The 26,204-nt window shown below is 62.7% G+C and carries 23 protein-coding genes and 1 tRNA gene; 8 read left to right on the top strand and 16 right to left on the bottom strand.

Annotated elements, in window-relative coordinates; all coding sequences use genetic code 11:
- Positions 1-13: 13 nt before the first annotated feature.
- From CIT26_RS34875 to CIT26_RS34855, 5 genes are read left to right on the top strand one after another with little or no spacing between them, the layout of a single operon-like run.
- Positions 14-973: an ABC transporter permease gene (locus tag CIT26_RS34875; protein WP_095496782.1), complete on the top strand. Its 960-nt coding sequence runs from the start codon at positions 14-16 to the stop codon at positions 971-973.
- Positions 973-1,875, top strand: coding sequence for an ABC transporter permease (locus CIT26_RS34870; protein WP_095496781.1), 903 nt, complete (start codon positions 973-975; stop codon positions 1,873-1,875). The genes CIT26_RS34875 and CIT26_RS34870 overlap by 1 nt, the downstream gene beginning before the upstream one ends.
- Positions 1,876-1,894: 19 nt before the next feature.
- On the top strand, positions 1,895-2,812 hold the full coding sequence (locus CIT26_RS34865; RefSeq protein ID WP_095496815.1) for a dihydrodipicolinate synthase family protein: 918 nt from the start codon (positions 1,895-1,897) through the stop codon (positions 2,810-2,812).
- A gap of 2 nt (positions 2,813-2,814) precedes the next feature.
- Entirely contained in the window at positions 2,815-3,822 is a 1,008-nt protein-coding gene (locus CIT26_RS34860) for an ABC transporter ATP-binding protein (RefSeq protein WP_095496780.1), read from the top strand.
- A 2-nt stretch (positions 3,823-3,824) separates the two neighbouring features.
- Entirely contained in the window at positions 3,825-4,793 is a 969-nt protein-coding gene (locus CIT26_RS34855) for an ABC transporter ATP-binding protein (RefSeq protein ID WP_095496779.1), read from the top strand.
- A 32-nt stretch (positions 4,794-4,825) separates the two neighbouring features.
- Here CIT26_RS34855 and CIT26_RS34850 read toward each other — a convergent pair whose 3' ends face one another.
- The 9 genes from CIT26_RS34850 to CIT26_RS34805 all read right to left on the bottom strand — a co-directional run bounded on the left by CIT26_RS34850 (position 4,826) and on the right by CIT26_RS34805 (position 14,831).
- Positions 4,826-5,314 (bottom strand): nucleoside deaminase, encoded by a 489-nt coding sequence (locus CIT26_RS34850; RefSeq protein ID WP_095496778.1) that lies wholly within the window; start codon positions 5,312-5,314, stop codon positions 4,826-4,828.
- A 349-nt stretch (positions 5,315-5,663) separates the two neighbouring features.
- Entirely contained in the window at positions 5,664-7,310 is a 1,647-nt protein-coding gene (locus tag CIT26_RS34840) for an ABC transporter ATP-binding protein (protein WP_095496776.1), read from the bottom strand.
- Complete coding sequence (locus CIT26_RS34835; protein ID WP_095496775.1) at positions 7,307-8,230, bottom strand: ABC transporter permease; 924 nt, start codon at positions 8,228-8,230, stop codon at positions 7,307-7,309. The genes CIT26_RS34840 and CIT26_RS34835 overlap by 4 nt, the downstream gene beginning before the upstream one ends.
- Before the next feature lie 3 nt (positions 8,231-8,233).
- Positions 8,234-9,148 carry an ABC transporter permease gene (locus CIT26_RS34830; protein WP_095496774.1) on the bottom strand — a complete coding sequence of 305 codons (915 nt, stop codon included), beginning with the start codon at positions 9,146-9,148 and terminating at the stop codon, positions 8,234-8,236.
- 82 nt (positions 9,149-9,230) lie between these two features.
- On the bottom strand, positions 9,231-10,745 hold the full coding sequence (locus CIT26_RS34825; RefSeq protein WP_167391646.1) for an ABC transporter substrate-binding protein: 1,515 nt from the start codon (positions 10,743-10,745) through the stop codon (positions 9,231-9,233).
- 108 nt (positions 10,746-10,853) lie between these two features.
- Positions 10,854-11,759, bottom strand: coding sequence for a 5-dehydro-4-deoxyglucarate dehydratase (kdgD, locus tag CIT26_RS34820; RefSeq protein WP_095496773.1), 906 nt, complete (start codon positions 11,757-11,759; stop codon positions 10,854-10,856).
- 63 nt (positions 11,760-11,822) lie between these two features.
- Entirely contained in the window at positions 11,823-12,575 is a 753-nt protein-coding gene (locus tag CIT26_RS34815; protein WP_095496772.1) for a FadR/GntR family transcriptional regulator, read from the bottom strand.
- A gap of 205 nt (positions 12,576-12,780) precedes the next feature.
- Entirely contained in the window at positions 12,781-13,230 is a 450-nt protein-coding gene (trxC, locus tag CIT26_RS34810) for a thioredoxin TrxC (protein ID WP_095496813.1), read from the bottom strand.
- 38 nt (positions 13,231-13,268) lie between these two features.
- Positions 13,269-14,831: a bifunctional aminoglycoside phosphotransferase/ATP-binding protein gene (locus tag CIT26_RS34805; RefSeq protein WP_095496771.1), complete on the bottom strand. Its 1,563-nt coding sequence runs from the start codon at positions 14,829-14,831 to the stop codon at positions 13,269-13,271.
- Between the two features lie 357 nt (positions 14,832-15,188).
- Here CIT26_RS34805 and CIT26_RS34800 point away from each other — a divergent pair, with 357 nt between their 5' ends.
- The gene (locus CIT26_RS34800; protein ID WP_095496770.1) at positions 15,189-16,025 is read left to right on the top strand and encodes a universal stress protein; all 837 of its coding nucleotides are present in this window, start codon (positions 15,189-15,191) and stop codon (positions 16,023-16,025) included.
- Positions 16,026-16,108: 83 nt separating this feature from the next.
- Here the strand turns inward: CIT26_RS34800 and CIT26_RS34795 are convergent.
- Positions 16,109-16,185, bottom strand: a tRNA-Pro gene (locus CIT26_RS34795).
- A 203-nt stretch (positions 16,186-16,388) separates the two neighbouring features.
- Here CIT26_RS34795 and CIT26_RS34790 point away from each other — a divergent pair.
- A complete protein-coding gene (locus CIT26_RS34790) occupies positions 16,389-17,909 on the top strand; it encodes a phosphomannomutase/phosphoglucomutase (protein ID WP_095496769.1) in 1,521 nt (506 codons plus the stop codon).
- A gap of 98 nt (positions 17,910-18,007) precedes the next feature.
- On the opposite strand, the gene CIT26_RS34785 is transcribed toward CIT26_RS34790, so the two are convergent.
- The gene (locus CIT26_RS34785; protein ID WP_095496768.1) at positions 18,008-18,895 is read right to left on the bottom strand and encodes an NmrA/HSCARG family protein; all 888 of its coding nucleotides are present in this window, start codon (positions 18,893-18,895) and stop codon (positions 18,008-18,010) included.
- 100 nt (positions 18,896-18,995) lie between these two features.
- Here CIT26_RS34785 and CIT26_RS34780 point away from each other — a divergent pair, with 100 nt between their 5' ends.
- Positions 18,996-19,907, top strand: a complete 912-nt coding sequence (locus CIT26_RS34780) for a LysR family transcriptional regulator (RefSeq protein WP_095496812.1) — start codon at positions 18,996-18,998, stop codon at positions 19,905-19,907.
- Positions 19,908-19,916: 9 nt separating this feature from the next.
- Here the strand turns inward: CIT26_RS34780 and betB are convergent, their stop codons facing one another.
- From betB to betI, 5 genes are all read right to left on the bottom strand, one after another.
- A complete protein-coding gene (betB, locus tag CIT26_RS34775; protein WP_095496767.1) occupies positions 19,917-21,380 on the bottom strand; it encodes a betaine-aldehyde dehydrogenase in 1,464 nt (487 codons plus the stop codon).
- A gap of 63 nt (positions 21,381-21,443) precedes the next feature.
- Positions 21,444-23,096, bottom strand: coding sequence for a choline dehydrogenase (betA, locus tag CIT26_RS34770; protein WP_095496766.1), 1,653 nt, complete (start codon positions 23,094-23,096; stop codon positions 21,444-21,446).
- The gene (locus CIT26_RS34765; protein ID WP_095496765.1) at positions 23,089-24,090 is read right to left on the bottom strand and encodes a threonine/serine dehydratase family protein; all 1,002 of its coding nucleotides are present in this window, start codon (positions 24,088-24,090) and stop codon (positions 23,089-23,091) included. Before CIT26_RS34765 ends, betA begins: the two co-directional genes overlap by 8 nt.
- Positions 24,087-25,616 carry a choline-sulfatase gene (gene betC / locus CIT26_RS34760; protein WP_095496764.1) on the bottom strand — a complete coding sequence of 510 codons (1,530 nt, stop codon included), beginning with the start codon at positions 25,614-25,616 and terminating at the stop codon, positions 24,087-24,089. The genes CIT26_RS34765 and betC overlap by 4 nt, the downstream gene beginning before the upstream one ends.
- Positions 25,613-26,203 carry a choline-binding transcriptional repressor BetI gene (gene betI / locus CIT26_RS34755; protein WP_095496763.1) on the bottom strand — a complete coding sequence of 197 codons (591 nt, stop codon included), beginning with the start codon at positions 26,201-26,203 and terminating at the stop codon, positions 25,613-25,615. The genes betC and betI overlap by 4 nt, the downstream gene beginning before the upstream one ends.
- Position 26,204 lies beyond the last annotated feature (1 nt).

Raw genomic sequence — 26,204 nt, 5'->3', positions numbered from 1 at the left:
CCACGGACAGCCAATGCTGAGTTTCATTGCCCGCCGCAGCGCTACAGGACTGTTGATGCTGGTCGCCTTGAGCGTCCTCATCTTCATCCTTCTGCGGCTGGCGCCCGGCGATCCGATCGACGCCTATATCAATCCGTCCAGCCCGATGTCTGCTTCCGACCTCGAAGTCCTGCGTGACCGGCTTGGGCTCGACCAGCCGCTTCCCGTGCAATATCTCGCCTGGCTTCGCGCTGCGCTCGGCGGCGACTTCGGCTATTCGATCCAGCGCGGCGGCGTTGCCGTGCTGCCGCTGGTCATGGAGCGCATCGGCCCGACCGCGCTGTTGATGGGCACGGGCCTGGCCATCGCCATCGTGCTCGGAATTTCCGCCGGCATTTTCTCCGCCGTCCGCCGTAACGCGCTGCCCGACATCGCGCTGTCGGTGGTTTCCTTCGTCGGCATCTCCAGCCCGGCTTTTCTGACGGCACTTCTCGGGCTGTACTTTTTCTCGGTGCTGCTGCGCTGGGCGCCATCAGGCGGCATGCAGACCGCCGGCGCACCCTTTTCCGTATCGGACGTGCTCGCGCACCTCGTCCTGCCCGCCTGCCTGCTGTCGATCGGACACGCCGCGCTGATCATGCGCTACATGCGCGCGTCCCTCCTGGAAGTGCTCAACCAGGACTATGTGCGGACCGCGCGTGCCAAGGGAGTGCGCGAATTCTGGGTGATCATCAAGCACGCGACCCGCAATGCGCTTTTGCCTGTTATCACCCTGATCGGCTCGACGGTCGGCATCGCCATCGGCGGCGCCATCTTCCTCGAAAGCGTGTTCAACTGGCCGGGCATGGGCCTGCTGCTGGTCAATGCCGTTGGCACAAGGGATTACCCGGTGATCATGGGCGCCACCCTGGTAATCGGCATCTGCGTCATTCTGGTCAATCTCCTGACCGATATCGTCTATGCGGTCGTCGACCCGCGCATTCAGGTGTCGTGATGACAATCACCGCGCCAGATCCGACAGTCGATCCGATAGCCGTGCCGCAAACCAGAGGACCGCTCCGCCGCGCGCTCGACCGGTTCTTTGAAAATCGTGCGGCGCGCGCCGGTCTGCTTATCGTCATCCCCATCCTGCTGGCGGTTTCGACCTATCCTCTATGGTGGCCGTTCAGCCCCAACGCCATCGATCTCAGGGCGATCAACAAGGGACCGTCCGCCATTCATTGGCTAGGCAGCGACGGCGTCGGCCGCGACGTCATGGCCCGGCTGATGCAAGGCGGGCGGATCTCGTTGCTGGTCGCCGTCTGCTCGGTCGCCATATCGATCGTCATCGGCTTCCTGGTCGGCGCCGTCGCCAGCTTCGGCGGGCGTCTTGTCGACGCCACGGTGATGCGCTTCGTCGATCTCGCAATGACGCTGCCGCCGGTGATCTTCCTGCTCGTGCTCGCCTCGATCGCCGGCACCGGCATTGCGCCGACCATCCTGGTGATCTCGCTGCTCTCCTGGCCGGTGCTGTCGCGCATGGTGCGCGCGCGGCTGCTCGAGCTGCGCGAGCGTGACTTCGTCGTCGCCGCCCGTGGCATGGGGGCGGGGCTGCCGCATCTCCTGTTCCGTCACGGCCTGCCGAACTGCATCGACATTCTTGTCGTCTACGCCACGCTGCAGATCGCCAACGCCATTCTACTCGAAGCCGGTCTCTCCTTCCTCGGCCTCGGCATCGCGCCGCCCGAAGCCAGCTGGGGCAACATGCTCAATCTCGCCCGCTCCACCGTGGTGCTCGAGCAATATCCTTGGCAATGGATGTTTCCCGGCGCCGTGCTCGTGCTCACCGTCCTGGCCATCAACTTCATTGGCGATGGCCTGCGCGATGCATTCGACCCTCGTTCCGATCTCAACTGACCTGAAGGTTTTTTCAAAAATGCCCCTGTTTACCGGCGTCGTGCCACCAGTCGTCACCCCGCTCCATTCCGATTTCAGTGTCGACTTCCCGTCGTTCACCCGGACGATCGAAAACCTGCTCGACGGCGGCGTCCACGGGCTCTTCGTACTCGGCTCGACCAGCGAAGTAGTCTTCCATGACGAGGCCGGCCGCAGGGCCATCATCGAGCACGCGGTCAAGGTCAACAACGGCCGCGTTCCGATCTTCGCCGGGGTCATCGACCCGACAACCGATCGTGTCATCAACCACGCCCGGATAGCCAGATCGGCCGGCGCCGACGCCGTTGTGGTCACAGCGCCCTTCTATACCCGCACCAGCCAGCCCGAGATCGGCGATCATTTCCGCTATATCAAGGACGCGGTCGACATCCCCATCATCGCCTACGACATCCCGGTCTGCGTCCATGTCAAGCTGGAGCGCAGGACCACCGTCGGCCTTGCCAGCGAAGGCGTTATCGCCGGTATCAAGGATTCCAGCGGCGATGACGGCAATCTGCGTTATGTGCTCAAGGACATGGCCAACGATCCGAGTTTCTTCGGCATGACCGGGTCCGAGATCCTGGTCGACAGCGTGCTTGCCATGGGTGCGCATGGTGTCGTGCCGGGCCTCGCCAATGTCGACCCGCACGGCTACGTCAGGCTGTGGAACCTGATGCAGGCGGGTCAGCACGCCGAAGCCCGCCTGGAGCAGGAGCGGCTGCTGAAGCTGTTCGAGATCGTCTGGATCTCGCTCGGCAGGACGAGCGCCGGCTCGGCCGGCGTCGGCGCCTTCAAGACCGCGATGAAGAGCCTCGGCATCATCGCCTCCAACACCATGGCGCGGCCGCAACGCAGCTTGAACGACGAGGAAACCGCAAAGGTCGACATCATCCTTCGCGACGTCGGCTTGCTGCGCTGACCGTGGACACTCCGATCCTCTCGATTTCCGGTCTTAGGGCGGTGTTCCGTATCGCCGGACGCGATATCGCCGCCGTGCAGGACGTCGACCTGGTGATAGGTTCGGGCGAGACGGTGGCGCTGGTCGGCGAGTCGGGATCGGGCAAATCCGTCACCAGCCTGTCGATCATCGGCCTGCTGCCGAAGAAGATCGGACACGTCGCCGAGGGATCGATCGCGCTGCGCCGCAGGGATGGCACTGTCACCGAACTGACCGGCCTCGATCCCGAGTCGCTGCGCAAGGTGCGCGGCAACGACATCGGCATGGTGTTCCAGGAGCCGATGACCAGCCTCAATCCGGTCTACACCATCGGCGAACAGATCGCCGAGCCGATCCGCATCCATCTCGGCAAGTCGCATCGTGATGCGGCCACTGATGCCGTGCGGCTGCTGGCTCAGGTCGGCATTCCCGACCCTGATCGGCGGGCGCGGCAATACCCGCATGAGCTGTCGGGAGGGATGCGCCAGCGCGCCACCATCGCCATGGCCTTGTCATGCGATCCGACCTTGCTGATCGCCGACGAGCCGACCACCGCACTGGACGTCACCATCCAGGCCCAGATTCTCGACCTGCTGGCTGAGCTGCAGGCGCAACGCGGCATGGGCATTCTGTTCGTCACGCACAATCTCGGCGTCGTTGCCGAGATCGCCGACCGGGTCGCGGTGATGTATGCCGGGCGCATCGTGGAATCGGGTCCGGTGCGCGAGGTGTTCACCCGTCCGCGGCATCCCTACACGGCGGGGCTGATGCGTTCGGTGCCGCGGCTTGGCCAAGCCACCACACTGAAGGCAGCAGGAACGCCGCTTCCGACCATCGCCGGCAATGTTCCGTCGCTGGCCTTGCTGCCCAAGGGCTGTTCCTTCGCGCCGCGTTGCGCCCTGGCGGTCGATGCCTGCCGCACTGCTGTACCGCCATTGTTCGCGGCGACGACGACCCAGCAAAGCCGTTGTTTGCGCTGGGAGGATCTCTGACAGTGGACGCCCCATTCCTTTCGGTCAGGAACCTGACCAAGCATTTTGCGCCGACGGCGTTCTCGCGCGGTCCCGTCGTCAGGGCGCTGGACGATATTTCCTTTGATATTGCGCGCGGCCAGGTGGTCGGCCTCGTCGGAGAATCCGGGTCGGGCAAGACCACGATCGGCCGCTCGGTGCTGCGTCTCATCGAGCCGACGTCCGGCGAAATAAGATTTGACGGCGTCGATATCACCAAGCTGAGCGCCGGGCCGCTGACTCGCCAGCGCCGCAAGATGCAATACATTTTCCAGGATCCGTTCGCCAGTCTGTCGCCGCGCATGACCATCGGGCAGATCCTGACCGAAGGCCTGGATATTCAGGGCATCGGCAACAGGCCCGAGCGGCGGGCGAGGGCGGAGAAGGCACTTGCTGCGGTCGAGTTGCCAGTCGATGCCTATGACCGCTACGCCCACGAATTTTCAGGCGGGCAGCGTCAGCGCATCGGCATCGCCCGCGCGCTTACGCTCGAACCCGAGTTCATCGTCGCCGACGAACCGGTCTCTGCCCTCGATGTCTCCATTCAGGCGCAGATCATAAATCTTTTGCGCGACCTGCAGGTCCGGCTCGGTCTGACCATGCTGTTCATTTCGCATGACCTGGCCGTCGTCGAATATATCTGCGACACGGTGATCGTTCTCTACCTCGGCCGGATCATGGAAGTCGCGCCTGCTGCCGCGCTCTATGCCCGGCCGCAGCATCCCTATACGCGCGCGCTGCTCTCGGCCATTCCCTCGCTCGACCCACTGGCCAGGCAAGGCCGGCAGGTGCTGAAGGGCGACATTCCAAGCCCGGCAAATCCGCCAACCGGGTGTGTTTTCCGAACCCGTTGCCCGGTTGCCCTCGATGCTTGCGCCGGCATCGTCCCGCCATTACGGGCAACAACGTCCGATGGCCATCTGAAGGCCTGCATTCGCGACGACATCGCCTAGCACTCACTCGTTTTCCGCGCGCGCCAATTGAGCTACTTGTCTTCCCAGAAATCGGCGTGGAGTTGCGCCGCTTCATCGGCAAGCAGCGGGCCGACGACTTCAGTCGGACGCTGCCCAGCTTCGAAAACGATCGTGCAGGGGAGGTCGAGTGTGGGATTCTCGACGTGTGCACCCGTCAACCCTTTGAGGTCATGTTCGCTCTGCCCAAAGACGACCCTTCCGATGCCCGCCCAATAGATTGTCCCGGAGCACATCGCGCAAGGTTCGGCCGAAGAGTAGAGTGTGCAGGAGGCCAGCTTTTCGAGACTGAAATTCCTCCCCGCCCACGAGGCCAGCAGCCTTTCGGCATGAGCGGTGCGGTCGCCCCCTCCGGATTTGTAACCGTTGAGTTGCTCGCGCAACACATTGCCGTCTTTGTCAGCGAGGAGCGAACCAAAGGGATGTTCGCCAGCATCGCGGGCCTTGCGCGCGACATCGAACGCCTGACGGAGTAGGCGCTCATCGTAGGGGCGTTGTGGCATCGGCAGATCCTCCGGGAGTGCCGTTTGATCATAGTGCCGAACAATCCGCCGACTCAAGTCGGCGGATTCAGCTCGGCAATGAGTGGCTCAACAGCGTCGCCGCTGCTCTGTTCTTTGTTCCGTCAGCCATTGTCCCGATCTCGGACGGACCAGATCAGAATGTTCTCATCAATCCTCGTCATCCTGCCGCCGCCCGAATCAAAATCGCACGGGTCGATCCGTTCGAGCTTGACGTTCGGCTATTCAAAGGGTGACTGCGGTAGGATGAAATCCGGGCCGGTGCAGAAGTGTCCGCGACGCGGGGTTGGCATCGGCAAGGCGTTGCTCGCGCGCTAGGTTCGGATGAGAGCTATTGAGCTTGCGTAAGCCATTTGGGCCTGGGAACAGCCTGCAAAAGGCTTTGCGTATATTCGTGGCGAGGCGCCCCGAACAGCGCCGAGGTTTGGCCTTCCTCGACAATCTTTCCATCTTTCATGACCATGATCCGGTCCGCGAAATGGCGCACGATCGGCAGGTCGTGTGTGATGAAAATATATGAGAGGCTAAGCCGGGTCCTAAGGCCGGCCAGAAGATCGATCACCTGCGCCTGGATAGAGACGTCGAGCGCCGAAACCGCCTCGTCGCAGACGATCAGTTCCGGCTCGCTCGCAAGCGCGCGCGCAATGGCGATCCGCTGTCGCTGGCCGCCGGAAAACTGGTGCGGATAGCGGTCGGCGTGCTCCGGCAACAGCCCGACCAATTCCAGGAGCTCTGCCACTCGAGCCTTCCACCTGTTCTTCGGCAGAATATCGCCGTGGATCACCCAGGGTTCGGAAATGATGGAGTAAACGCGCATGCGCGGATTCATCGATCCGTATGGATCCTGGAAGACCATCTGGACCTTGCGCCGAAACGCCATAAGACGCTTCTCGTTCATTTCGAAGATGTTCTCACCGGCAAACACGGCCTTGCCTGAGCTTGGCGCGTTCAGCCCCAACAGCATGCGTGCGACGCTCGATTTGCCGGAGCCGGACTCGCCGACGATGCCGAGCGTTTCGCCTCTCCTGACCTCGAAGCTTATGTCATCCACCGCCTTGAACGTCCGCTTGCTGCTGAAAGCTCCGGAAGCAAGCACATAGTGCTTGGTGAGATGTTCCACCTTGAGCAGCGTTTCGCCGGCGATCGCTGTCGAACGCTTGTTCGGCGCCTCCGCTGCGTTGCCATGAGGCAGGGCGGAGATGAGGCGGCGCGTATAGGCATGCTGCGGATTGCTGAAGACCTCCTTGGCGATGCCTGTCTCGACGACCTTGCCGCCGTTCATGACGATAATCCGGTCCGCCATGGACGCGGCGACTTCGAGGTCATGGGTGATCATGATCAACGCCATGCCGGTCTCGCGCTGGAGATCGCGCAGCAGATCGAGGATCTGCGCTTGCACGCTGACGTCCAGAGCGGTCGTCGGCTCATCGGCGATCAGGATGTCCGGTTTCAACGCGATCGCCATGGCGATCATCACACGCTGGCGTTGTCCGCCCGAGAACTGATGCGGATAGAAGTCGACGCGGTTTTCCGGCTCTGGAATGCCGACGCGCCGAAGCAGTTCTATCGTCTTGGCGCGTGCGTCCTTGCCGCTTCCTGCGCCGTGGCTCTCATAGACCTCCTCGATCTGGCGCCCCACCGTATAGACGGGGTTCAGGTATGCGAGCGGATCCTGAAAGATCATCGCAATCCTGCGGCCGTTGATGCTTCTGCGCGCCTCCGCGCCGAGGCCCGAGAGTTCGACGCCATCGAAGAGGCAGGAGCCGGCCACGATATCGCCTGGCGGACAGTCGATGAGATCCATCACCGCGCTGGTGCTGACGCTTTTTCCCGAACCGCTTTCGCCGAGGATCACGAGCGTTTCGCCACGGCTGACGTGGAAAGAGATGTCGTCGACGGCACGTACCGGCTCATCGTCCGAAAGGAAATCGACGGTCAGGCCGTCGACTTTGAGAATGGGATTGGTCGCGTTGCTCATTGGGCAGATTTTCGCAATGTCTGAAGACGCCAGCGTTGCTGCGGATCGGCGACGGTGCGCGCCCAGTTCGAGAGGATGTTGAGCGACAGCGTCGTCAGCATGATTGCAAGACCCGGCCAGAATGCGATCCACCAGGCGGTGGCGAGATAGCCGCGGCCGTTCGCCACCATTGCGCCCCAGGTAAAGTCGGGTGGCTGAATGCCGAGGCCAAGGAAACTCAGCGCCGATTCCGATAAAATGACGGTCGCGAAATCAATGGCGGAAATCGTCACCAGTGTCGGCAGGACGAGGGGTGCGATATGCCGGATGACGATCCGGGCCGGCTTCGCACCCATGGCTCGCGCCGCGCTCACGAACATGCGCTCGCGCAACTCCAAAACTTCTGCGCGCGCCGTTCTGAGGTAGATCGGCATGCGCGTGACGGCGAGAACGATCACCAGGTTGGTGATGCTCGGCCCCAGCGTGTAGAGCACGATGAGCGCCAACAGCAGCGAGGGAAAGCTCATGACGACATCGGCCAGGCGCAGAATGAGATGGCTGTACCAGCGCTCCGAATAGCCCGCTATCAGGCCCAGTGTTCCGCCAACCAGCATGGACGCGAACACCGCCGCCGCGGCAATGCCGAACGTATTCTGCGCACCGACAATCAGCCTGGCCAGAATGGGCCGGCCGAGGGTATCGGCGCCAAGCACGTAGATCCAGCCGCTGGCCAGCGAGAAGGGGGCGAGATTGCGCTGGCGCAGCCCCAGCCGCGATGCGGCGTCGCCCACCAGCCACGGGCCGAGGACCGCCGCGAGCACGACGATCGCCAGGAAAATAGCGGCGGCGAGCGCAAGCTTGTCGCGCTTCAAATAGGCGAGAAGCACGCTGCCGCTGCCTGGAACGGCCGCCGGCTTGATGTCGGGGGTGATGATCGTCATGGCTCAGTACCGGATGCGCGGATCGAGAACCGCGTAGAGCAGGTCGATCGCGATGTTCAGGATGAAGATGGCGGTTGCCGTCACCAGAATCGTCGACTGGACGACGGCAAAATCGCGCTGGATGATCGAGTCGATCATCAGCTTGCCGATGCCGGGCCAGCCGAATATCGACTCCACGACGACGGCGCCGTTGACCAGGCTGGTCGCCAGGTCGCCGGCGACCGTGACGACGGGCAGCAGCGAATTGCGAAGCGCATGCCCGAAGATGATCTTCTGAAGGGGCAGGCCCTTGGCCCTTGCGGTCTTGATGTATGGAGAGGCAAGCGCGGACAGCATGGTTCCGCGCACGACCTGCACCAGGAGACCGAAGGGACGAAGCATCAGCACGAAGACGGGCATGATCCAATGGGCCCAGGTTCCGGTGCCGGATGTCGGCAAAAGCCCGAGCCCCACGGCGAAGACAAGGATGCCGACGATGGCGACCCAAAAATCCGGCGCGCTTGCGCCGGCCAGGGAGACGAAGCTGGCGACACGGTCGAACATGCTGCCCGGCCGCGCGGCCGCAAGAGAGCCGACAAGGATAGCCAAAGCGGTCGACAGGGTGATCGCGACGGCGGCAAGCTTCAGCGTTTCCGGGAAAGCCTCAAGCGCGACCTGCATCGCCGAGCGGTTCTGGCGCAGCGATTCACCGAAATCCAGCTGCAGAAGATCGCGCAAATAATCCAGAAACTGCCAATAGATCGGCTGATCGAGGCCGTTCAACCGCGCGAACGCGGCCCGAGCTTCCGCAGTCGAGTCCAGAGGCAGGTACAAGGCGGAAGGATCGCCGGTAAGCCGTGTCAGGAAAAAGACCAGCGTCAACAGACCTATGACCGACAGGATACTGTGGAACGCCCGGCGTCCAAGATAGGTAATCATTTGGGATGCCCTTGGACGGATATCGACGGAGGCGACGGGTCAGGGCGCAGGGTCACGATCGGACCCAGCGCCTCCGTATCACTCAGTCTTTTTTGATAGCGATATTGGCCAGCGGTATTTCGCTGTTGGTAGTGATGTCGGGCTTCCATTCCAGCCTGGTGCCGACGCGGGTGTAGCCGATCATGTGGAACATCGGGATGTCCGCCACCACTTCGTTGCGGGCCTTGCCGAAGATCGCCTTGAAGCTGTTCGTGCGGGCCTCGCCGGTCGCCGCCAGCGCCGCGTCTATCTCCTTGTCAAATGCCGGATCGGCCAAGGTCGAGTAGCTGCCGCTCGATCGGTAGAAGATCGGAACCGTGAAGGCCGCATCGCCCTTGTTGTTGTCGTGCATCATCTGCAGGAGATTGGGGCCACGCTCCGGCGGGAAAGGCTTTTGCAGATAGCGCAGCCAGTCGGCGACATCGAGCATGGTGAGCTTGACGTTGAGGCCGGCGTCCTGCCACATCGTCATCATGGCCTCCATCGCTTCGGCGCCGTTCGGATAGATGCCGTTTCGCCCGATGAGCTTGATCTCGGTGTCGACCGCGACACCCGCCGTGCGCGCCTCTTCGATGAGCTTTTTCGCCTCTTCCGGATCGTACGGCCAAGGCTCGAGCGCATCGTCATGCCCGTTGATCCCGGAGACGACCATCTGCGACGCACGCTTGACGTCGTCGCCGAACAGCTGCGCAAGGCCTTCCCAGTCGATCGCCAGGTTGAGCGCCTTGCGGACGCGCAGGTCATCGAGCGGCGGCTCGGCGGCATCGATACGGATCGCGGTGGTTTCGGAGTTCAGGTAGGCGAAATCCGTCTCCGGATTGCTGGCGTCCTGGATGGCAATCGACGGCGTCAGGTCGGCTTCCCCGGTTTCCACCATGGCCGCTCGAATCGAGGATTCGGGCCGCCAGACATAGGTTGCCTTCGTGATCTCCGGCTTCTTGCCCCAATAGCCGTCGAACGCGTCCAGCACTACGGTTTGCGGGGAAAAGGTCGACAGCTTGAACGGGCCGGTCCCGACCGGATCGTTCACCGCCCGGTCGACCGGCGTCTTCGGCGAGACGATCATGACCACGCTCAACAGCGTCGGCATGATGGGTTCGGGCCTGTCCGACTTTATCTCGACGGTCAGATCGTCGACCGGCTTCAGCTTTAGCTTGGCATCGCCGAATTTCGCTATGTTGCTACAAGTGAGCTTGCCGCTGATCATCCTGTTGATGGAGAATGCGACCGCATCCGCGTTGAGTTCCGTTCCGTCCTGGAACTTCACGCCCTCGCGCAGCTTGATCCGCCATGTGGTCGGGTCCACGCTGGTCCACTCGGTCGCCAGTTTCGGCTGAGGTTGTCCGGTGACCGGATCGATGACGGTCAACGATTCAACGACGTTTTGGCTGAGTATCTGGCCGACATTTGTGATGATGGTGCCGCAGGGCTCCAGATTGGCCGGCTGCTCCGGCAGGACGATACGGATTTCCTGCGCCGCTTCTTGTGCGACAGCCGATGGAACGGCGGCAGCGGTCATCAATACGACAGCTGCAATCGTATGAACGCTTCTATTCATGTCTGTCCTCCCTTTGGTCTTCCGTTTTGGGATCTACCGTTTTGGCTGTCGTGCGCAGGGCGAACCTCCTCGTCCCGTTCGTCCGACAATTTGCCGATCTCCCGGCAACTAGGCGGCGATCTTCTCGATCAGTCCGCGCAGCATGTCTTTTTCCTGCGGCTTCAGATCCGTCAGCGGCGGACGAAGCGGGCCGGGTGTCCGTCCTATGAGTTCGACGCCTGCCTTGATGATCGACACCGGATAACCTTGTTCTCGATCGCGCAAAGCCGCGAAGGGGAAGAAGAAGCTGTGCAGGATTTCTTCCATTGCAGCGCGATCGCTTGCCCGCATGGCCCGGTAGAAGCGCTGTGCCAGTTCCGGCACAAAATTGAAGACCGCGGAGGAATAAGTCGTCACGCCGGCGCCGTTGAAGCCTTCGGCAAAGAGCTCATGTGTGGGCATGCCACCGATGTAGCAGAGCCGATCGCCAAGTTTTGCGGTGACGTGGCGGACAAGGTCGATCTTGCCTGTGCCGTCCTTGAAGCCGATGAGGTTTGGGCACGCGTCAGCAAGGCGAGCAACCGTGTCGGCATTGGCGACCGAGTTCGCACGGTTGTAGATGATGACGCCGAGGCCGGTGGATTCGCACACGGCTTTGACATGCCGGAATATCCCCTCTTGGGAGACCTCCATCAGATAATGAGGCAGAAGCAAGAGACCGTCGGCCCCCGCAGCCTCGGCGCGGCGGGCAATTTCCGTGGCGAGCGCCGTGCCGTAGCCACATCCGGCGATGATAGGCACATCTCCGGAGGCTTCCTTGGCCGCACGGGTAACATCGGCGACCTCTTCCGGCGACAGCGAGAAGAATTCACCGGTGCCGCCGGCCGCGAACAGGGCGGCGGCACCGAACCCCGACAGCCATTCCACATGCGCGCGATAGCTTTCGAGATTGAGGCTGAAATCCTCGTTGAAATGTGTGACCGGAAACGACAGCAGCCCTGAAGCGACACGCGACTTGATTTGATCTGGCGACAAAGGAACTCATCCCACAAATTAATATGATGTCATCTAGATTCATATGATGAGTATGCCGACGAGTCAACCGCCGGTCTTGTCCTGGTTTGTCGAGCGCCGGACGGTGAGGGCGCGATAGCGCTTTATCCCCGTCACCAAGTGGCGGCGCATCGCCTCACGCGCCTTTTCCGGGTCGCGGGCGAGAATCGCATCTGCGATTTCCCGGTGCTCCTCTAGAATCGGATGGTCGCGATTGGGCAAGGGATCGATGCCGCCCATCATCGTCTTGAACTTCACCCGCGGGATCATCCGGCGGCCGATATGTTCGAGGAATGCCTTGAATCTGGCGTTGTTCGTTGCGGTGGCAATCGCCAAGTGGAACTGGAAGTCCGCCTCGTCGGTGGGTTGGTCTTGCGCCATGAGATCGGCGAACCTTTCGACCTGGGCCTCGATTTCGGCCTCCTGCGCCGGCGAACTGCGGGCTGCAGCAAGCCCGGCTGCCTCGACTTCGATGCCGATGCGCAGCTCGAGCTCTTCGATGATGTCCGAGATCTTGTTCGTTTCGTCGGTGAAGAGCTTCAATCCCTCGTCGACGGGTTTCGGGCCGAGGACGAAGACGCCGGCGCCTTGCCGCGATTCCACCAGCCCGTCGGCGCGAAGGGCGGCGATGGCCTCCCGGACCACAGTGCGGCTGAACCCGAACCGGTCAATCAGCGCGGGTTCTGTCGGCAATTTGTCGCCAGGCGCATAAAAGCCGGCTTCGATCTGGCCGCGCAGCGCATCTGCAACCTGAGAAACGAACGACCTGCGGGACGTTCGATGTTCGGCCTGCTGCATGGGTCCTCCAAACTTTGCCGCGTCGAGACATTGCATACTCCCGGCGCAGGGCAAAAGCGAGATCATCATATGAAATTTGTCACTGCCTTTAGATCATCATATGGCTTATGCGCTCCGCGTCGGCCGTCAAGTCGCCCAGCTCGCTTTCGCCGACACCTTTTCTGATGCGGCCATCGCGATCAGCGAATCCACGGCGTGGCGGCGTTCAGGCTGAGGCCGTCGGCAGGTGATCGCGGACCCACCTGACAATCTGCCCCGCCGTCATGGCGCCGGATGTGCGCGCAACCTCCTGTCCGCCATGGAAGAGGATCATGGTCGGGATGCTGCGAATGCCGAGCCTGGCTGCAACGGCCTGCTCATTGTCGGAATTGAGTTTGATCAGGCGAATATGCGGCTCCAGTTCGTTTGCTGCCGCTTCATAGGCCGGCGCCATCATCTTGCAGGGGCCGCACCACGGTGCCCAGATGTCGACGACAACGGGGAGGCTGCTTCGTCGGACCTGGCGATCAAAGCTCTGTGCATCGACGTCTTCCGGGTGACCCAAGAACAGCTTGGATCCGCACTTTCCGCATTTCGCGTCCCCGGCATTGCGTGCCGGCGGCAGGCGATTGACCCCGCCGCATTTGCCGCAGACCACCAGTTTTTCCCGCGTCATGCCCATTCACCCATCTTTATGCGCGTCGATCGTCGCCGTCACGATGCTGTCTTGAGTGGAGCACCCTGCGCAGAAGCGGCCGCGTCCGAAACGCTCGCCAACTCTGCGGCGATGTCGGCGAGCTTTCGATCGGCGTCGACCTTGCGCCAGGTGGACTGGGTGGCCTTTCGCTGCAATTGCCGCGACAAGATGTCGACAGTGGCGTCGGAAGGACCGCCGCTGCGCTCGCTCACCCGCTGCCAAAGAACAAGCGGATCCGCCTCCAGCCAGAATCCGGCGAAAGCAACGTCTCTGCCATTTGCCGTCTTCTCGATGCGGTTGCGATCGGCCGGCCTGTCGAAGACGGCATCGGCGACCACCGAACCGCCTTCGGAAAGGATCAAGTCGGCGCGCCATGCCATTTCGCGATAGACGCGGTCCGACACCTCCGGTCGATAAGCCCTGTCCGGCAGCTTCGTTTCGGCCGGCACCCCATGCATGGCTTTGCGGACGCGGTCGCTCTCGACAATGCGCGCGCCGGGCGGCGCGCCGACATGTGCGGCGAGTGCCTCGGCAACGGCCGTCTTGCCGGAACCACTCAAGCCGCCGATGGCGATCAGCCGCGGCGGCCTTGCCTGGAGAAGTGTTCGGGCGAGCTCGAAATAGGACCTGGCTTCGGCAGTCAGCCCGCCGGAATCGGCATTGCCTTCCTCAATCTGGGTTGCGGTGACGTGCGCGCGCACTGCGGCTCGCACTGCCATGAAAAACGGCAGGAGAATGAAGCCGTCCTCGTCGTCTGCTTCGTCGAGGTAGCGGTTCATCACCAGGTTGGCGAGTTCCAGAAAGCCGCGATGCCAAAGGTCCATCAGCAGGAAGGCCAGGTCGTAGAGCACATCGATGCTGGCGATCTGGTCGTTGAATTCGATGCAATCGAAGAGGCGGGGCTCTCCGTCGAAGAGACAGATATTGCGCAGATGCAGATCGCCGTGGCATCGCCGGATCTTGCCTGCCATCTCCCGCCGGTCGAGCAGTTCGGAATGATGGGCGAGGGCGGTGCGGAAAATCCCGGTGAATGCCTTGATCTCGGCTTCTTCGAAAACATGGCTGGTGGCAAAGCCGGCTTCGTTGATGGCGAGCACGCCTGCCAGGTTCGAGGATCCGCTGCCCCTGTGGATCTCCGGCGCGCCGCGATGATAGCGCACGATCATGCGCGCGACCGCCGTCATCAGCGCAGGCGTCAGTTCGCCACCGACTGCCATTCGATCCAGCAGCTTCGACTGATCGAAGCGGACCATCTCGATCGCCGCATCGACCAGTTCGCCGCTTCCGTCGAAGGCGAGCTTGCCGCCGGCCTCTCGCGTGATGCGCCGCACACCGAGATAGAGGCCGGGCGCGGTCTTGGAGTTGAGCTCCACCTCCTTCTCGCAAGCGGCGAGCCGCAGGGTCGGGGTCGAGAAGTCGACGTAGGGCAGCCTGACAGCTCGCTTGATCTTGTAGGCGCGCTGGCCAACCAGGAAGATACGCGAGATGTGAGTTTCGATCGCCTCGACCTGCCCGGTCTCGCCATATGCGGCAGGGTCCATCAACATCGCGGCCACGGATTCCTGATCTTCGACGATCATCGGATGCCTCTGTATCTGTATCGAACCCTTGGAATCCGACGAGCGCGGTCGCTGAAATTCCGCGCCATCGGGCCCATACTGCTGCAGCGTCTGGATATAACCAGCCAGGCCGTGGATGCGTTCCGTGGTGATACTTTTCCGGTGTTCGGGCGGTATTTCTTAGCGTCTTCCGGAAGAAAGTTGGCGACCACACAGGCATGTCGCGATCGCCACGTTTCGGCACGACCACGTGGGCACGTTGATACGGATCAAATGATGCGCGGCGACGTTCTTCACTCAGCGCAATGAATGCGCTGAGCCGTCTCGCTATTGTTGCAGCGACGATTGGGCTTTGACACAAGATCGGGAGCAGCCGCCATGGCTTTCAGGACGATACTTACCATTACCGGGCCGAACAAGGGTGACGACGATCTCAAGCTCGCCGCCGGCCTGTGCAACGAAATCGGCGCCCATCTTGCTGTTCTCGTCGTTGCCGTTGCTGCGCCGCCACCAGTCGGAGAGTATGCTGCGGTCGTTTCAGAAGCCTGGCTCGAAGAGCGTCAGGCCGACGAGAATCTGTTGAAGAAGCGAACCGCTGCCGTGTCGGCTTTTCTCGCCGGCAGGGCGCCTTCGGCCGATGTCTCCAGCGAATATCCGGAAGCTGGCTGGGCCGACAATACCATCGGCCGCCGTGCCCGCTACGCCGATATTACGGTTGTTGGACCGGAGTTGTTTGCTAGCGAAACGCTGAAAAGCAAAGCGATCGAAGGCGCGTTGTTTTCTTCGGGAAAGCCTTTGTTGCTCATCCCCGAGGGGTCGCGCTCGACACTGAAGCCGAAACGCGTGCTGATTGCATGGGACGCGCGTCTGGAGTCATCGCGTGCCGTCCGCGAGTCTCTCGACATGCTGCCAGGTGCCGATGAGGTGCACCTTGTCATGGTCGATCCGGTGGAGGACGAATACCGCCACGGGGCGGAACCCGGAGCCGACGCCGCTGCCTATCTCGCACGGCATGGCGTGAATGTCACGGTTGACCGGCTGCCCAGCTTGGATCATTCAGTCGCCGACGTGCTTCGCAGGCACGCGGTCGACATCGCCGCCGACCTGATAGTGATGGGCGCCTATGGTCATTCCCGGTTGCGCGAGCGCATCTTCGGTGGCGTCACCGTCTCGATGCTTGAAGACCCGTCGATGCCGATCCTTATGGCGCGTTAACCGCCGGCTGCCTGTCGCGGACATCGGTCAGTCCGCCGGCCAGAGGCGGGCGTTTTCGGGAGACGCTAAGTATTTGTTTTTTCTGGTCGGAGTGGCAGGATTTGAACCTGCGACCCCATCGTCCCGAACGATGTGCGCTACCAGGCTGCGCTACACTCCGTGACCAGACCGCGGGCTTATAGCCGCCGTACTTCGTTCCTGCAAGCGCCAATGGCAACGCTTCTGTCGCATTTCTTCCGCTTTCGCCATAACGTCATACAGGTTTCAGTTCCCTGCGGGATAAACACCGCTTAAGGGCTCGTGTTATAGGCATGGCCACCTGCGTTAAAACCACTCTGAATCCAGCCGCTTGGAGTTGCTGTCTTGTCCCTGAAGATCGTTAGCGAAGCCCTTCCCAACACCTTCGAGTTTGAAACCTCGGCGCTGATCAAGGCGTCCGGCTTTCGTGAGTATGATGCGCGCTGGTGGTTCGGCCATCCTGGATCTGCGGAGCCGCCGGAACTCAACCTGATCGGTGTCCAGGCGCTCGGCATGGGGCTCGGCACGCTGATCCGGCGCTTGGGCGCCGGGCCGGACATCGTAACCGGGCATGATTTCCGCTCCTATTCGCTGGCGATCAAGCTGGCGCTGGTTTCCGGGCTGATGGCCGCCGGCGCGCGGGTTAGGGATATCGGGCTGGCGCTGTCGCCGATGGCCTATTTCGCCCAGTTCGCGCTCGACACGCCGTCGGTCGCCATGGTCACCGCCTCGCACAACGAGAACGGCTGGAGCGGCGTCAAGATGGGGGCGGCGCGTCCGCTGACCTTCGGCCCGGAGGAAATGAGCGCATTGAAGACGATCGTGCTTGCCGGCGACTTCGATCTTATCGGCGGCGGCTCCTATGACTTCGTTGCGGATTTCCGCAAATCCTATCTCGACGACCTGACCCGGGACAAACGCATAGCGAGAAAGCTCAAGGTGGTCGCCGCCTGCGGCAACGGCACCGCCGGCGCCTTTGCGCCTGAAGCGCTGGAGCGGATCGGCTGCGAGGTGATCCCGCTCGACGTCGAGCTCGATCATACGTTTCCGAATTACAATCCCAATCCCGAAGACATGAGGATGCTGCACGCCATCCGCGACAAGGTGCTGGAGACGGGAGCCGACGTCGGGCTTGGCTTCGACGGTGATGGTGACCGCTGCGGCGTGGTCGACAATGAAGGCAACGAGATCTTCGCCGACAAGGTCGGCGTCATGCTCGCGCGCGACATTGCGCAACTGCATCCCGGCTCGACCTTCGTCGTCGACGTCAAATCGACCGGATTGTTCAACACCGACGCCGCCTTGCGCGCCGATGGCGCCGTCACTGACTATTGGAAGACCGGCCACTCCTACATAAAACGGCGCGTGGCCGAGCTTGGCGCCATCGCCGGTTTCGAGAAATCCGGTCATTTCTTCTTCAATCCGCCGATCGGGCGCGGCTATGACGATGGTCTGATTACGGCCATCGCCATTTGCCAGATGCTGGATCGCAGCCCGACCAGCAGCATGGCCGATCTCTATCGCGACCTGCCGCTGACCTTCGGCACGCCGACCATGTCGCCGCACTGCGCCGACGAGCTGAAATACGGCGTGGTCGAGCGGGTCGTTTCCGATTTTCAGGCAATGAAGCAGGACGGCACGGTCTTCGCCGGCCAGAAGATCGCCGAGCTGATCACCGTCAATGGCGTTCGCATCGTTGCCGAGGACGGCACCTGGGGCCTGGTGCGGGCGTCGTCGAACAAGCCGGAGCTTGTCGTCGTGGTGGAGAGCCCGGTGTCGTCGGAGCGGCGCCGGCAGATGTTCGAAGCCGTCGATGCGGTGCTGCGCCGCAGCCCTGAGGTCGGCGCCTACAACCAGACCTTTTAGCTTCTCTCATTTGATCGCGGCGTGAGAAGGCCACGGTGGGGAAGCGGACAAAATTCTCCCGTTACAGCTGGTTCCCAGGTTTCCATCGGCCGAGGAACTCAGGCAGCAGAATAAGCCCGCTCAAGGACACGCCAGTCGAACTTCCGCGCCCAGTCGGCAAAACTGTGCCAGCGGACCTCCGGGAAATCTCGGTGTAAAGCCGCGATATCGACGTCATAGCCGACGCGGTCGAACCACTCGAACATCAGCGCCGTATCTTCGCTTTGTTGGCGAGCCACCGCGATTGGAATTGCCTGATAGTTGATCGGGCGGCCGATGGACTGCGAAAGGATCTTGGCCTGGTCTTCGCCGGACAACTCGTCTCCCGCAATATCGAAGCGCTTGCCGAACACGCGCTCGCGTCGCTCGACCAGGGCGGCAACGAAGGCGCCGATGTCGGCAAGTGCGACCAGCTGGAGGACACGTTTGGCGGGCATTGCAAAGGCATGCGTGCCCTGGCTGAGCGCGCCGATCGACCACGGCGCGACGAAATTCTCCATGAAGGCAACCGGGGCGCTGATCGTATACGGAATGCCGAGCCGTTCGACATGCTGCTCGACGAGATATTTGCTTTCGAAATGCGGGATGCCGGTTTTCTTGTTGGCATCGGCAACGGACGAATAGATCAGATGCCCGACGCCTGCAGCCTTGGCTGCATCGGCGGCTAGAATCCCCTGGCGGGTCTCCTCTTCCATCCCGGCTTCGTAGCTGTTGCCCATCAGGAACATGGTGTCGACGTCTTTGGCTGCCTGCACAACGGAGGCCGTATCGCCGAGATCGCCGGCCACGATCTCGGCGCCTGCCGACGCCAATTGCCGCGCGGCATCGCTGTCCGGCCTGCGCGTTAGTGCCTTGACGCTATGTCCGCTCGACAGCAAAGCACGCGCAACTGCGCCGCCTTGCTGGCCGGTGGCGCCGGTCACCAGAACGCTTTGTTTGGTGGTCATGTGTTTGCTCCTTCTTCTTTCCGATGGAGCAAAATTAGGGTTTGTCACATTGATGCATAATTGCCTATAATTGGAAAACTTTGTCCCATGTATGGACACAATGCTCGATCTCAATGATATCGTGGTGTTCGCTCGCGTCGTCGAAGCTGGCAGTTTCACCGCTGCCGCGCGGCTGCTTGCCATGCCCAAGACGACGGTCAGTCGACGCGTTGCCGCGCTCGAGCGTGAGGTTGGGGTCCGCTTGCTGCAGCGCACGACGCGCAGCCTCAACGTGACGGATGCCGGGCGTCTCTACTACGAGCAGAGCAGCCGGGCGCTGCGGACGATCGAGGAAGCAAATCTGCGCCTCGCCGAAGCGAGAGCGGAGCCATCGGGCACGATTCGCATTTCGGCGCCCGTTGGCTTCGGGGGTCATTTCCTCACAGCTGCCGTGGTCGACTTTCTGGCGATATATCCAAAAACCAAGGTCGAACTGCGCCTGACCGACGACAAGCTCAACCTGGTCGAAGACGGCATAGACCTCGCTTTCCGCACCGGCATCCTTCAGGATTCCACGCTGATCGCCCGCAAGCTCGGCTCCACGCACAGGTTGCTCTGCGCCAGCCCGGACTATCTCGCGCGCCACGGGGTGCCGGAGCGCCTGGCAGATCTCGCGCACCACCAGTGCGTCATCGCAGGCCCTTCGACCTCGGGCACCCATTGGGTGCTGGACGGGCCACACGGCCAGGAAACGGTCACGGTGGCCGGGCGCTTCGCCGCTAATGAAATGCAGGCGGTCGTTGCGGCCACGCTCGCAGGCTTCGGCATCGCCCAATTGCCGCACAGCATCGCCGAGCCCCTCATCAATGGGGGGCGGCTGAACCGCGTTCTCCGGGACTACACGACGCCGGTCGGCGGGCTGCATGTCCTATATCCGAGCAGCCGGCATCTTTCGCCCCTCGTCAAGGCATTCATCGAGCTTGCATCCGACCGGATTTCCAGTCGGGCAAATGCAGCGGCTGACCAGCAGTAGCCGCAAGCCTCAATACGGGCTCGCCACATCCCCGGTCTCGACATAGACCGACTTCAGCTGCGAATAGAGCGCCAGCGCCGCCAGCGAATTCTCGCGCCCGATGCCGGATTGCTTGAAGCCGCCGAACGGGATTTCGACCGGCGTTAGATTATAGGCGTTGATCCAGCAGGTGCCGGCCTGCAGCTCGGCGATGACGCGGTGGGCGCGCGGCAGGTCGCGCGTGAACACGCCGGCGGCGAGGCCGAATTCGGTATCGTTGGCGCGGTCGATCACCTCGTCCTCACCGTCGAATTTCAGCACGCTCATCACAGGCCCGAAAATCTCCTCGCGCGCGATGCGCATCGTGTCGGTGACGCCGGTGAAGACCGTCGGCTCGACGAAGAAGCCGCCGCCGAAACCCTGCAGCGAGGGCACGTTGCCGCCGCAGGCGAGCACGGCGCCATCCTGCTTGCCGGCCTCGATATAGCCGATGACCCTTTCGTGCTGGGCCTTGGAGACAAGCGGCCCCATCTGCGTTTCCTGGTCGAGCGGATCACCGATACGGATCTTCTTGGTCCGCTCGGCCAGGCGCTCGACGAAACGGTCGTGGATGCCCTTCTGCACGAACACCCGCGTGCCGTTGGAGCAAATCTGGCCGGTCGAATAGAAATTGCCGAGCATGGCGCCGCCGATGGCGTTTTCGAGATCGGCGTCGTCGAAGACGATCAGCGGCGACTTGCCGCCAAGCTCCATGGTGGCATGCTTCATCTTCGAGCCGGCGAGCGACAGCACCTTGCGCCCGGTCGGCACCGATCCGGTCACCGAGACCTTGGCGACGACATCGTGGCCGACGAGGCCGGTGCCGACATCGCCATAGCCTTGCACGACGTTGAACAGCCCGTCGGGCAGGCCGGCTTCTGTATAGATTTCGGCCAGCGCCAGAGCCGACAGCGGCGTGTTCTCCGACGGCTTGAACACCATGGCGTTGCCCATGGCGAGCGCCGGTGCCGATTTCCAGCCGGCGATCTGGATCGGATAGTTCCAGGCGCCGATGCCGACGCAGACGCCGAGCGCCTCCCGCCTTGTATAGGCGAAGGGTCCGCCGAGATCGATGGACTCGCCATTAAAGGCAGCGACCGCGCCGCCGAAATATTCGAGGCAGTCGGCTGCCGATGGCGCGTCCGCCACCAGCGTCTCCTGGATCGCCTTGCCTGTATCCAGCGTCTCGATGCGCGCCAGATCGGCGTTGCGCGCGCGCAAGATGTCGGCGGCGCGGCGCAGGATGCGTCCACGCTCGACCGGCTTCAGCCGCGCCCAGGCCGGTTGGGCTGCACGCGCTGCTTCGATCGCGAGTTCAAGCACGTTCGGCGTCGCCGAACGCAGCATCGCGATGGTCTCGCCGGTCGCCGGATAGATGACCGGCAGCGGCGCACCCTGCTCGTCGTCGATGTAGCGTCCGTTGACATAGTGCGATGCCTTTGGCTGGGCGCGCATGGGAGCTTCTCCAAAATTGTCTTTCGCCGGGACCGGCGGGCGGACAGTCCGTCAGATCATGGCTTATCTGTCCGATGCCTGCCAGCGCGGATTGATCCATGGTCCCTGGTTGGACGGCGCCAGCGGCGTGCGGCCGAGAATGTGGTCGGCGGCCTTCTCGCCGGTCATGATCGACGGCGCGTTGAGATTGCCGTTGGTGACGCGCGGGAAGATCGAGGAATCGGCGACCCGCAGCCCTTCGATGCCGATGACACGGCATTCCGGATCGACGACGCTCATCGGATCATCGGTGCGGCCCATCTTGCAAGTGCCGCAAGGGTGGTAGGCGCTTTCGGCGTGATCGCGGATGAAGGCATCGAGATCGTCGTCCGACTGGACGTGCGAGCCCGGCGAGATCTCCTTGCCGCGATAAGGGTCGAATGCCGACTGGCCGAAGATCTCGCGCGTCAGCCGTATGCAGTGGCGGAACTCGGTCCAGTCGTCCGGATGCGACATGTAGTTGAAGCGGATCACCGGCTTCGATCCGGGATCGGGCGAGCGCAGCATGACAGAACCGCGCGACTTCGATCGCATCGGCCCGACATGCGCCTGGAAACCATGCGCTTTCGCCGCCGCCTTGCCGTCATAGCGAACCGCCGCCGGTATGAAATGATACTGGATGTCGGGATAGTCGACACCGGCGCGCGAACGCACGAAGGCCGCCGCCTCGAAATGATTGGTTGCGCCGAGACCCGATTTGAAAAACAGCCATTGCGCGCCGATCATTGCCTTGGAGAAGGGGTTCAGCACCGAATTCAGCGTGATCGGCTGCGTCGATTCCTGCTGGATATAGAGCTCCATATGATCCTGCAGGTTGCGGCCGACGCCGGGCCGGTCGGCGATCACCTGAATGCCGTATTCCCTGAGATGTTCGGCCGGGCCGATACCGGACAGCATCAGGATCTTGGGCGAGTTGATCGAGGAGGCGGCAACGATCACTTCACGTCGCGCCCTGACCAACTGAATCCGTTTGCGCACTTCGATCTCGACACCGGTGGCGCGTTGATTCTCGATGATCACCCGCCGGGCGAAGCCCTTGACCAGGCTCACGTTTTTCCGCCTGAGCGCAGGCCTGAGATAGGCGCTCGCCGCCGACCAGCGGCGGCCGCCGCGAATGGTCTGCTCCATCGGACCAAAGCCTTCCTGCTTCGCGCCATTATAGTCGTCGGTCAGCTCGAAGCCGGCCTGACGGCCCGCCTCGACGAACGCGCCGTAGAGCGGGTTGGTCCTTGAGCCCCGCTGCACGGTCAGCGGGCCGCCGTGGCCGCGCCAGCCATTCTCGCCGCCGTTGGCGTCCTCCATGCGCTTGAAGTAGGGGAGCACGTCGGCAAACCCCCAGCCGGCCGCGCCCTGTTCGGCCCAGTGGTCGAAGTCGCGGGCGTGGCCGCGCACATAGACCATGCCGTTGATCGAGGACGAGCCGCCGATGACCTTGCCGCGCGGCGTCGCCAGCACGCGGCCGCCGAGATGCGGCTCCGGCTCGCTGGCAAAGCCCCAGTCGTAGAGGCTCATGTTGAGCGGGATCGACAGCGCCGACGGCATCTGGATCAGCGGCCCGATGTCGCTGCCGCCAAATTCGATGACGATCACCGAATGCTTGCCGTCCTCCGACAGCCGGTAGGCCATGGCCGAGCCTGCCGAGCCAGCGCCGATGATGACGAAATCCGCCTCAAGCATGATTCATATGTGCCATGAAATCGGTGAGCGAGACATTGCCGCCGGTTGCCACCACGAGCACGGTCTTGCCGCTCACATCCACCTTGCCGCCGAGCAGCGCCGCCAGCGATGCAGCGCCCGAAGGTTCCAGCACCAGCTTCATCCGTTCGAAGGCGATGCGCATCGCGCGGCGCACCGATTGATCGTCGACGGTGATGCCGCGAACGCCCGCGGTTCTGACCGCCGCGAATGGCGCGTCGCCAGGCTTGCGCGCCATCAGCCCGTCGCATATCGATTTCGGCCCGATCGGCATGGTTTCGATGACGCCATGCGCCAGCGACGAGCCCATGCCGTTGAAACCTTCCGGCTCGACGCCGATGATCTCGGTCGCCGGCGACAGATAGTGGAAAGCCAGCGAAACGCCGCCGATCAGCCCGCCGCCGCCGACCGAACAGAACAGAAGATCGGCGCTGGCATCCCTGGCATCGAGTTGCTCGAGTGCCTCCAGCCCCACACCAGCCTGGCCAGCGACGATCTCCGGATCGTCGAACGGATGCAGCAGCGCGAGCCCCTCGGTCTCGGCGATCTCGCGCGCCGTGGCGGCGGCAACCTCCTCACGCGCGCGTTCGCCATGGTCGGTCAGCACCACGCGCGCGCCATAGCCGGTCGTTGCGTCACGCTTGGCGGCCGGCGCGTCGATCGGCATGACGATGGTCACCGGAATGCCCAGCGCCTGGCCGGCGGCGGCCAGCCCTTGCGCAAAATTGCCGGAGGAATAGGCGACGACGCCCTTCCTGGCTTCATCGGGCGAAAGCCGCTTCAGCCGCCAATAGGCGCCGCGCACCTTGAAGGAACCCGCCCATTGCAGCGACTCCGGCTTGACGAAGACGCGCGCGGCGCCGGTCTCTCTGGCCAAGGCCGCTGACTCCAGCAGCGGCGTGATCTGCGTCGCCTTGGCGGTGACGGCATAGGCCTGTTTGAGGTGATCGAGGGAGGGGACAAGGGTTGTCATCATTCGCCTCGCGGAAAGCGCTTCTGCTCTTCGAGCAAGTCAAGGTTCATGTGGTTGCGCATGTAGCGTTCCGATGCTTTCTGCAGCGGCTGGAATTCCCAGGGGTAATGGGTGCCGTTGCGCAGCGCCGGATAGACCACCCAGCGGCGCGCCTGGCTGGTCCGGACGGCGGCGTCGAAAGCGGCCATGTCCCAGCGCGCCCGGACCTTTTCGGTGAAAGCAGCCAGTAAGGGGGCATGAGCCGGGTCAGCGGCGAGATTGGTCAATTCCCGCGGATCCGATTCAAGATCAAACAGTTGCGGCGGATCGATCTCGCAATGGATGAATTTGTATCGGTCGTCGCGGATCGCCACCATCGGCGCGTTGGAGCCTTCGGCCGCATATTCCATCAGCACGGGTGCGGTGCGCGTCTTGCCGTCGAGCAGCGGCAGCAGCGACTGGCCGTCGGTCCATGGCGCAATCGCGCTCATGTCGATGCCGGCGAGGTCGCAAAGCGTCGGCGTGACATCGAGATTGGACACCGGGGTCTCGATCAGGGTGGCCGAAATGTCTTTTCCGGCGATCATCAGCGGCACCCGTGCCGAGCCCTCGAAAAAACACATCTTGAACCACAGGCCGCGCTCGCCGAGCATGTCACCGTGATCCGAGCAGAACAGGATGATTGTGTCGTCGAGCATTCGCGTGCGTTCGAGCACCGACAGCAGTTCGCCGACCTTGTCGTCGAGATAGGAGATGTTGGCGAAATAGCCGCGCCGCGCGCGGCGGATCTGCTCCGGGGTGATCTTGAAGCTGTCATAGTCGCTGGCCCGGTAGAGCCGCTGCGAATGCGGATCCTGCTTGTCGTAGGGAATGAAGCCCACCTTGGGCTCAAGCGCCGGGCAGTCCTCGTAGAGATCCCAATAGCGCCGCCGGGCGACATAGGGGTCGTGCGGATGGGTGAAGGAAACGGTCAGGCACCATGGCCGGCGCGAAGCGTCGTCGGAGACGCGGGCGAAATCATAAAGCTTCTGCACCGCATGGAAGGCAACCTCGTCGTCATACTCCATCTGGTTGGTGATCTCGGCGACGCCGGCGCCGGCCACCGAGCCGAGATTATGATACCACCAGTCGATCCGCTCGCCGGGCTTGCGATAATCCGGCGTCCAACCGAAATCGGCCGGATAGATGTCGGTGGTCAGCCGTTCCTCAAAGCCATGCAACTGGTCCGGCCCGACGAAATGCATCTTGCCGGAGAGACAGGTATGGTAGCCGTCGGCGCGCAGATGATGCGCATAGGTCGGGATCGACGAGACGAATTCGGCGGCATTGTCATAGACCTCGGTGCGCGACGGCAACTGGCCGCTCATGAACGAGGCGCGGCCCGGCGCGCAGAGCGGCGAGGCAGTGTAGTTGTTTTTGAAGCGCGCCGAACGAGCGGCCAGCGCCTTCAGATGCGGCGCATGGAGGAAGTCCGCCGGTCCATCCGGGAACAACGTGCCGTTGAGCTGATCGACCATGACGATCAGGAAATTGGGTCGCTTGGACGTCACTGCGCGCTCCGGCGGCTGAGTTTCGTTTCGAGGTAATCCTCGATCAGTGCGATCGCGGTCGCGGCATTGGGCACGCCGTCCTTCAGCGCGCGCCTGATGTAGAGCCCGTCGATCAGCGCCGCTGTCGCCTCGGCGACCCGGTCGGCTTCGCTTCTCGGCAGGATGCCGGTCAGCCCGCTCAACAGATTGGAATGCAGCCGTCGCGCATAGACCTTGAGCAGCCGGCGAAGTGCTGCTGATTTCTGCGCCTCGACATAGAAGGCCAGCCAGGCGGCGATCGTTTCCGGCCGGAACTGGACGTCGGAGAAATTGACGGCGACCACGGCCGAAACGCGCTGGCGCGCCGTGCTGGCCGATCGAAGCGCGCGCCGCATGTCGGCGGTCAGCTCGGCCAGGATGTGCCGCATCGTCGCCAGCAAAAGTTCGTCCTTGGCGCCGAAATAGTGATGGGCAAGCGCCGAGGACACGCCAGCGCGCCCGGCGATTTCCGACATCGTCACATCAAGCGAACCGCGCTCGCCGATCGCCGAGATCGTCGCGTCGATCAGCGCCCTGCGGCGCAACGGCTCCATTCCGACTTTCGGCATT

The organism is Mesorhizobium temperatum (genome assembly GCF_002284575.1).
Classification (GTDB): Bacteria; Pseudomonadota; Alphaproteobacteria; order Rhizobiales; family Rhizobiaceae; genus Mesorhizobium; species Mesorhizobium temperatum.
The sequence above is the reverse complement of the archived record's forward strand: the minus strand, read 5'-3'. Positions and strand labels throughout refer to the sequence as shown.

Excerpts from the sequence above, each read along its gene's own strand:
- CIT26_RS34840 (WP_095496776.1), bottom strand. The coding sequence starts at position 7,310 with ATGAGCAACGCGACCAATCCCATTCTCAAAGTCGACGGCCTGACCGTC.
- CIT26_RS34825 (WP_167391646.1), bottom strand. The coding sequence starts at position 10,745 with ATGAATAGAAGCGTTCATACGATTGCAGCTGTCGTATTGATGACCGCT.
- CIT26_RS34815 (WP_095496772.1), bottom strand. The coding sequence starts at position 12,575 with ATGCAGCAGGCCGAACATCGAACGTCCCGCAGGTCGTTCGTTTCTCAG.
- CIT26_RS34875 (WP_095496782.1), top strand. The coding sequence starts at position 14 with ATGCTGAGTTTCATTGCCCGCCGCAGCGCTACAGGACTGTTGATGCTG.
- CIT26_RS34765 (WP_095496765.1), bottom strand. The coding sequence starts at position 24,090 with ATGATGACAACCCTTGTCCCCTCCCTCGATCACCTCAAACAGGCCTAT.
- betI (WP_095496763.1), bottom strand. The coding sequence starts at position 26,203 with ATGCCGAAAGTCGGAATGGAGCCGTTGCGCCGCAGGGCGCTGATCGAC.
- betA (WP_095496766.1), bottom strand. The coding sequence starts at position 23,096 with ATGCTTGAGGCGGATTTCGTCATCATCGGCGCTGGCTCGGCAGGCTCG.
- CIT26_RS34830 (WP_095496774.1), bottom strand. The coding sequence starts at position 9,148 with ATGATTACCTATCTTGGACGCCGGGCGTTCCACAGTATCCTGTCGGTC.
- CIT26_RS34835 (WP_095496775.1), bottom strand. The coding sequence starts at position 8,230 with ATGACGATCATCACCCCCGACATCAAGCCGGCGGCCGTTCCAGGCAGC.
- CIT26_RS34850 (WP_095496778.1), bottom strand. The coding sequence starts at position 5,314 with ATGCCACAACGCCCCTACGATGAGCGCCTACTCCGTCAGGCGTTCGAT.
- CIT26_RS34785 (WP_095496768.1), bottom strand. The coding sequence starts at position 18,895 with ATGACCACCAAACAAAGCGTTCTGGTGACCGGCGCCACCGGCCAGCAA.
- trxC (WP_095496813.1), bottom strand. The coding sequence starts at position 13,230 with ATGACGCGGGAAAAACTGGTGGTCTGCGGCAAATGCGGCGGGGTCAAT.
- betB (WP_095496767.1), bottom strand. The coding sequence starts at position 21,380 with ATGCGCGCCCAGCCAAAGGCATCGCACTATGTCAACGGACGCTACATC.
- CIT26_RS34805 (WP_095496771.1), bottom strand. The coding sequence starts at position 14,831 with ATGATCGTCGAAGATCAGGAATCCGTGGCCGCGATGTTGATGGACCCT.
- CIT26_RS34865 (WP_095496815.1), top strand. The coding sequence starts at position 1,895 with ATGCCCCTGTTTACCGGCGTCGTGCCACCAGTCGTCACCCCGCTCCAT.
- CIT26_RS34800 (WP_095496770.1), top strand. The coding sequence starts at position 15,189 with ATGGCTTTCAGGACGATACTTACCATTACCGGGCCGAACAAGGGTGAC.
- CIT26_RS34870 (WP_095496781.1), top strand. The coding sequence starts at position 973 with ATGACAATCACCGCGCCAGATCCGACAGTCGATCCGATAGCCGTGCCG.
- CIT26_RS34780 (WP_095496812.1), top strand. The coding sequence starts at position 18,996 with ATGCTCGATCTCAATGATATCGTGGTGTTCGCTCGCGTCGTCGAAGCT.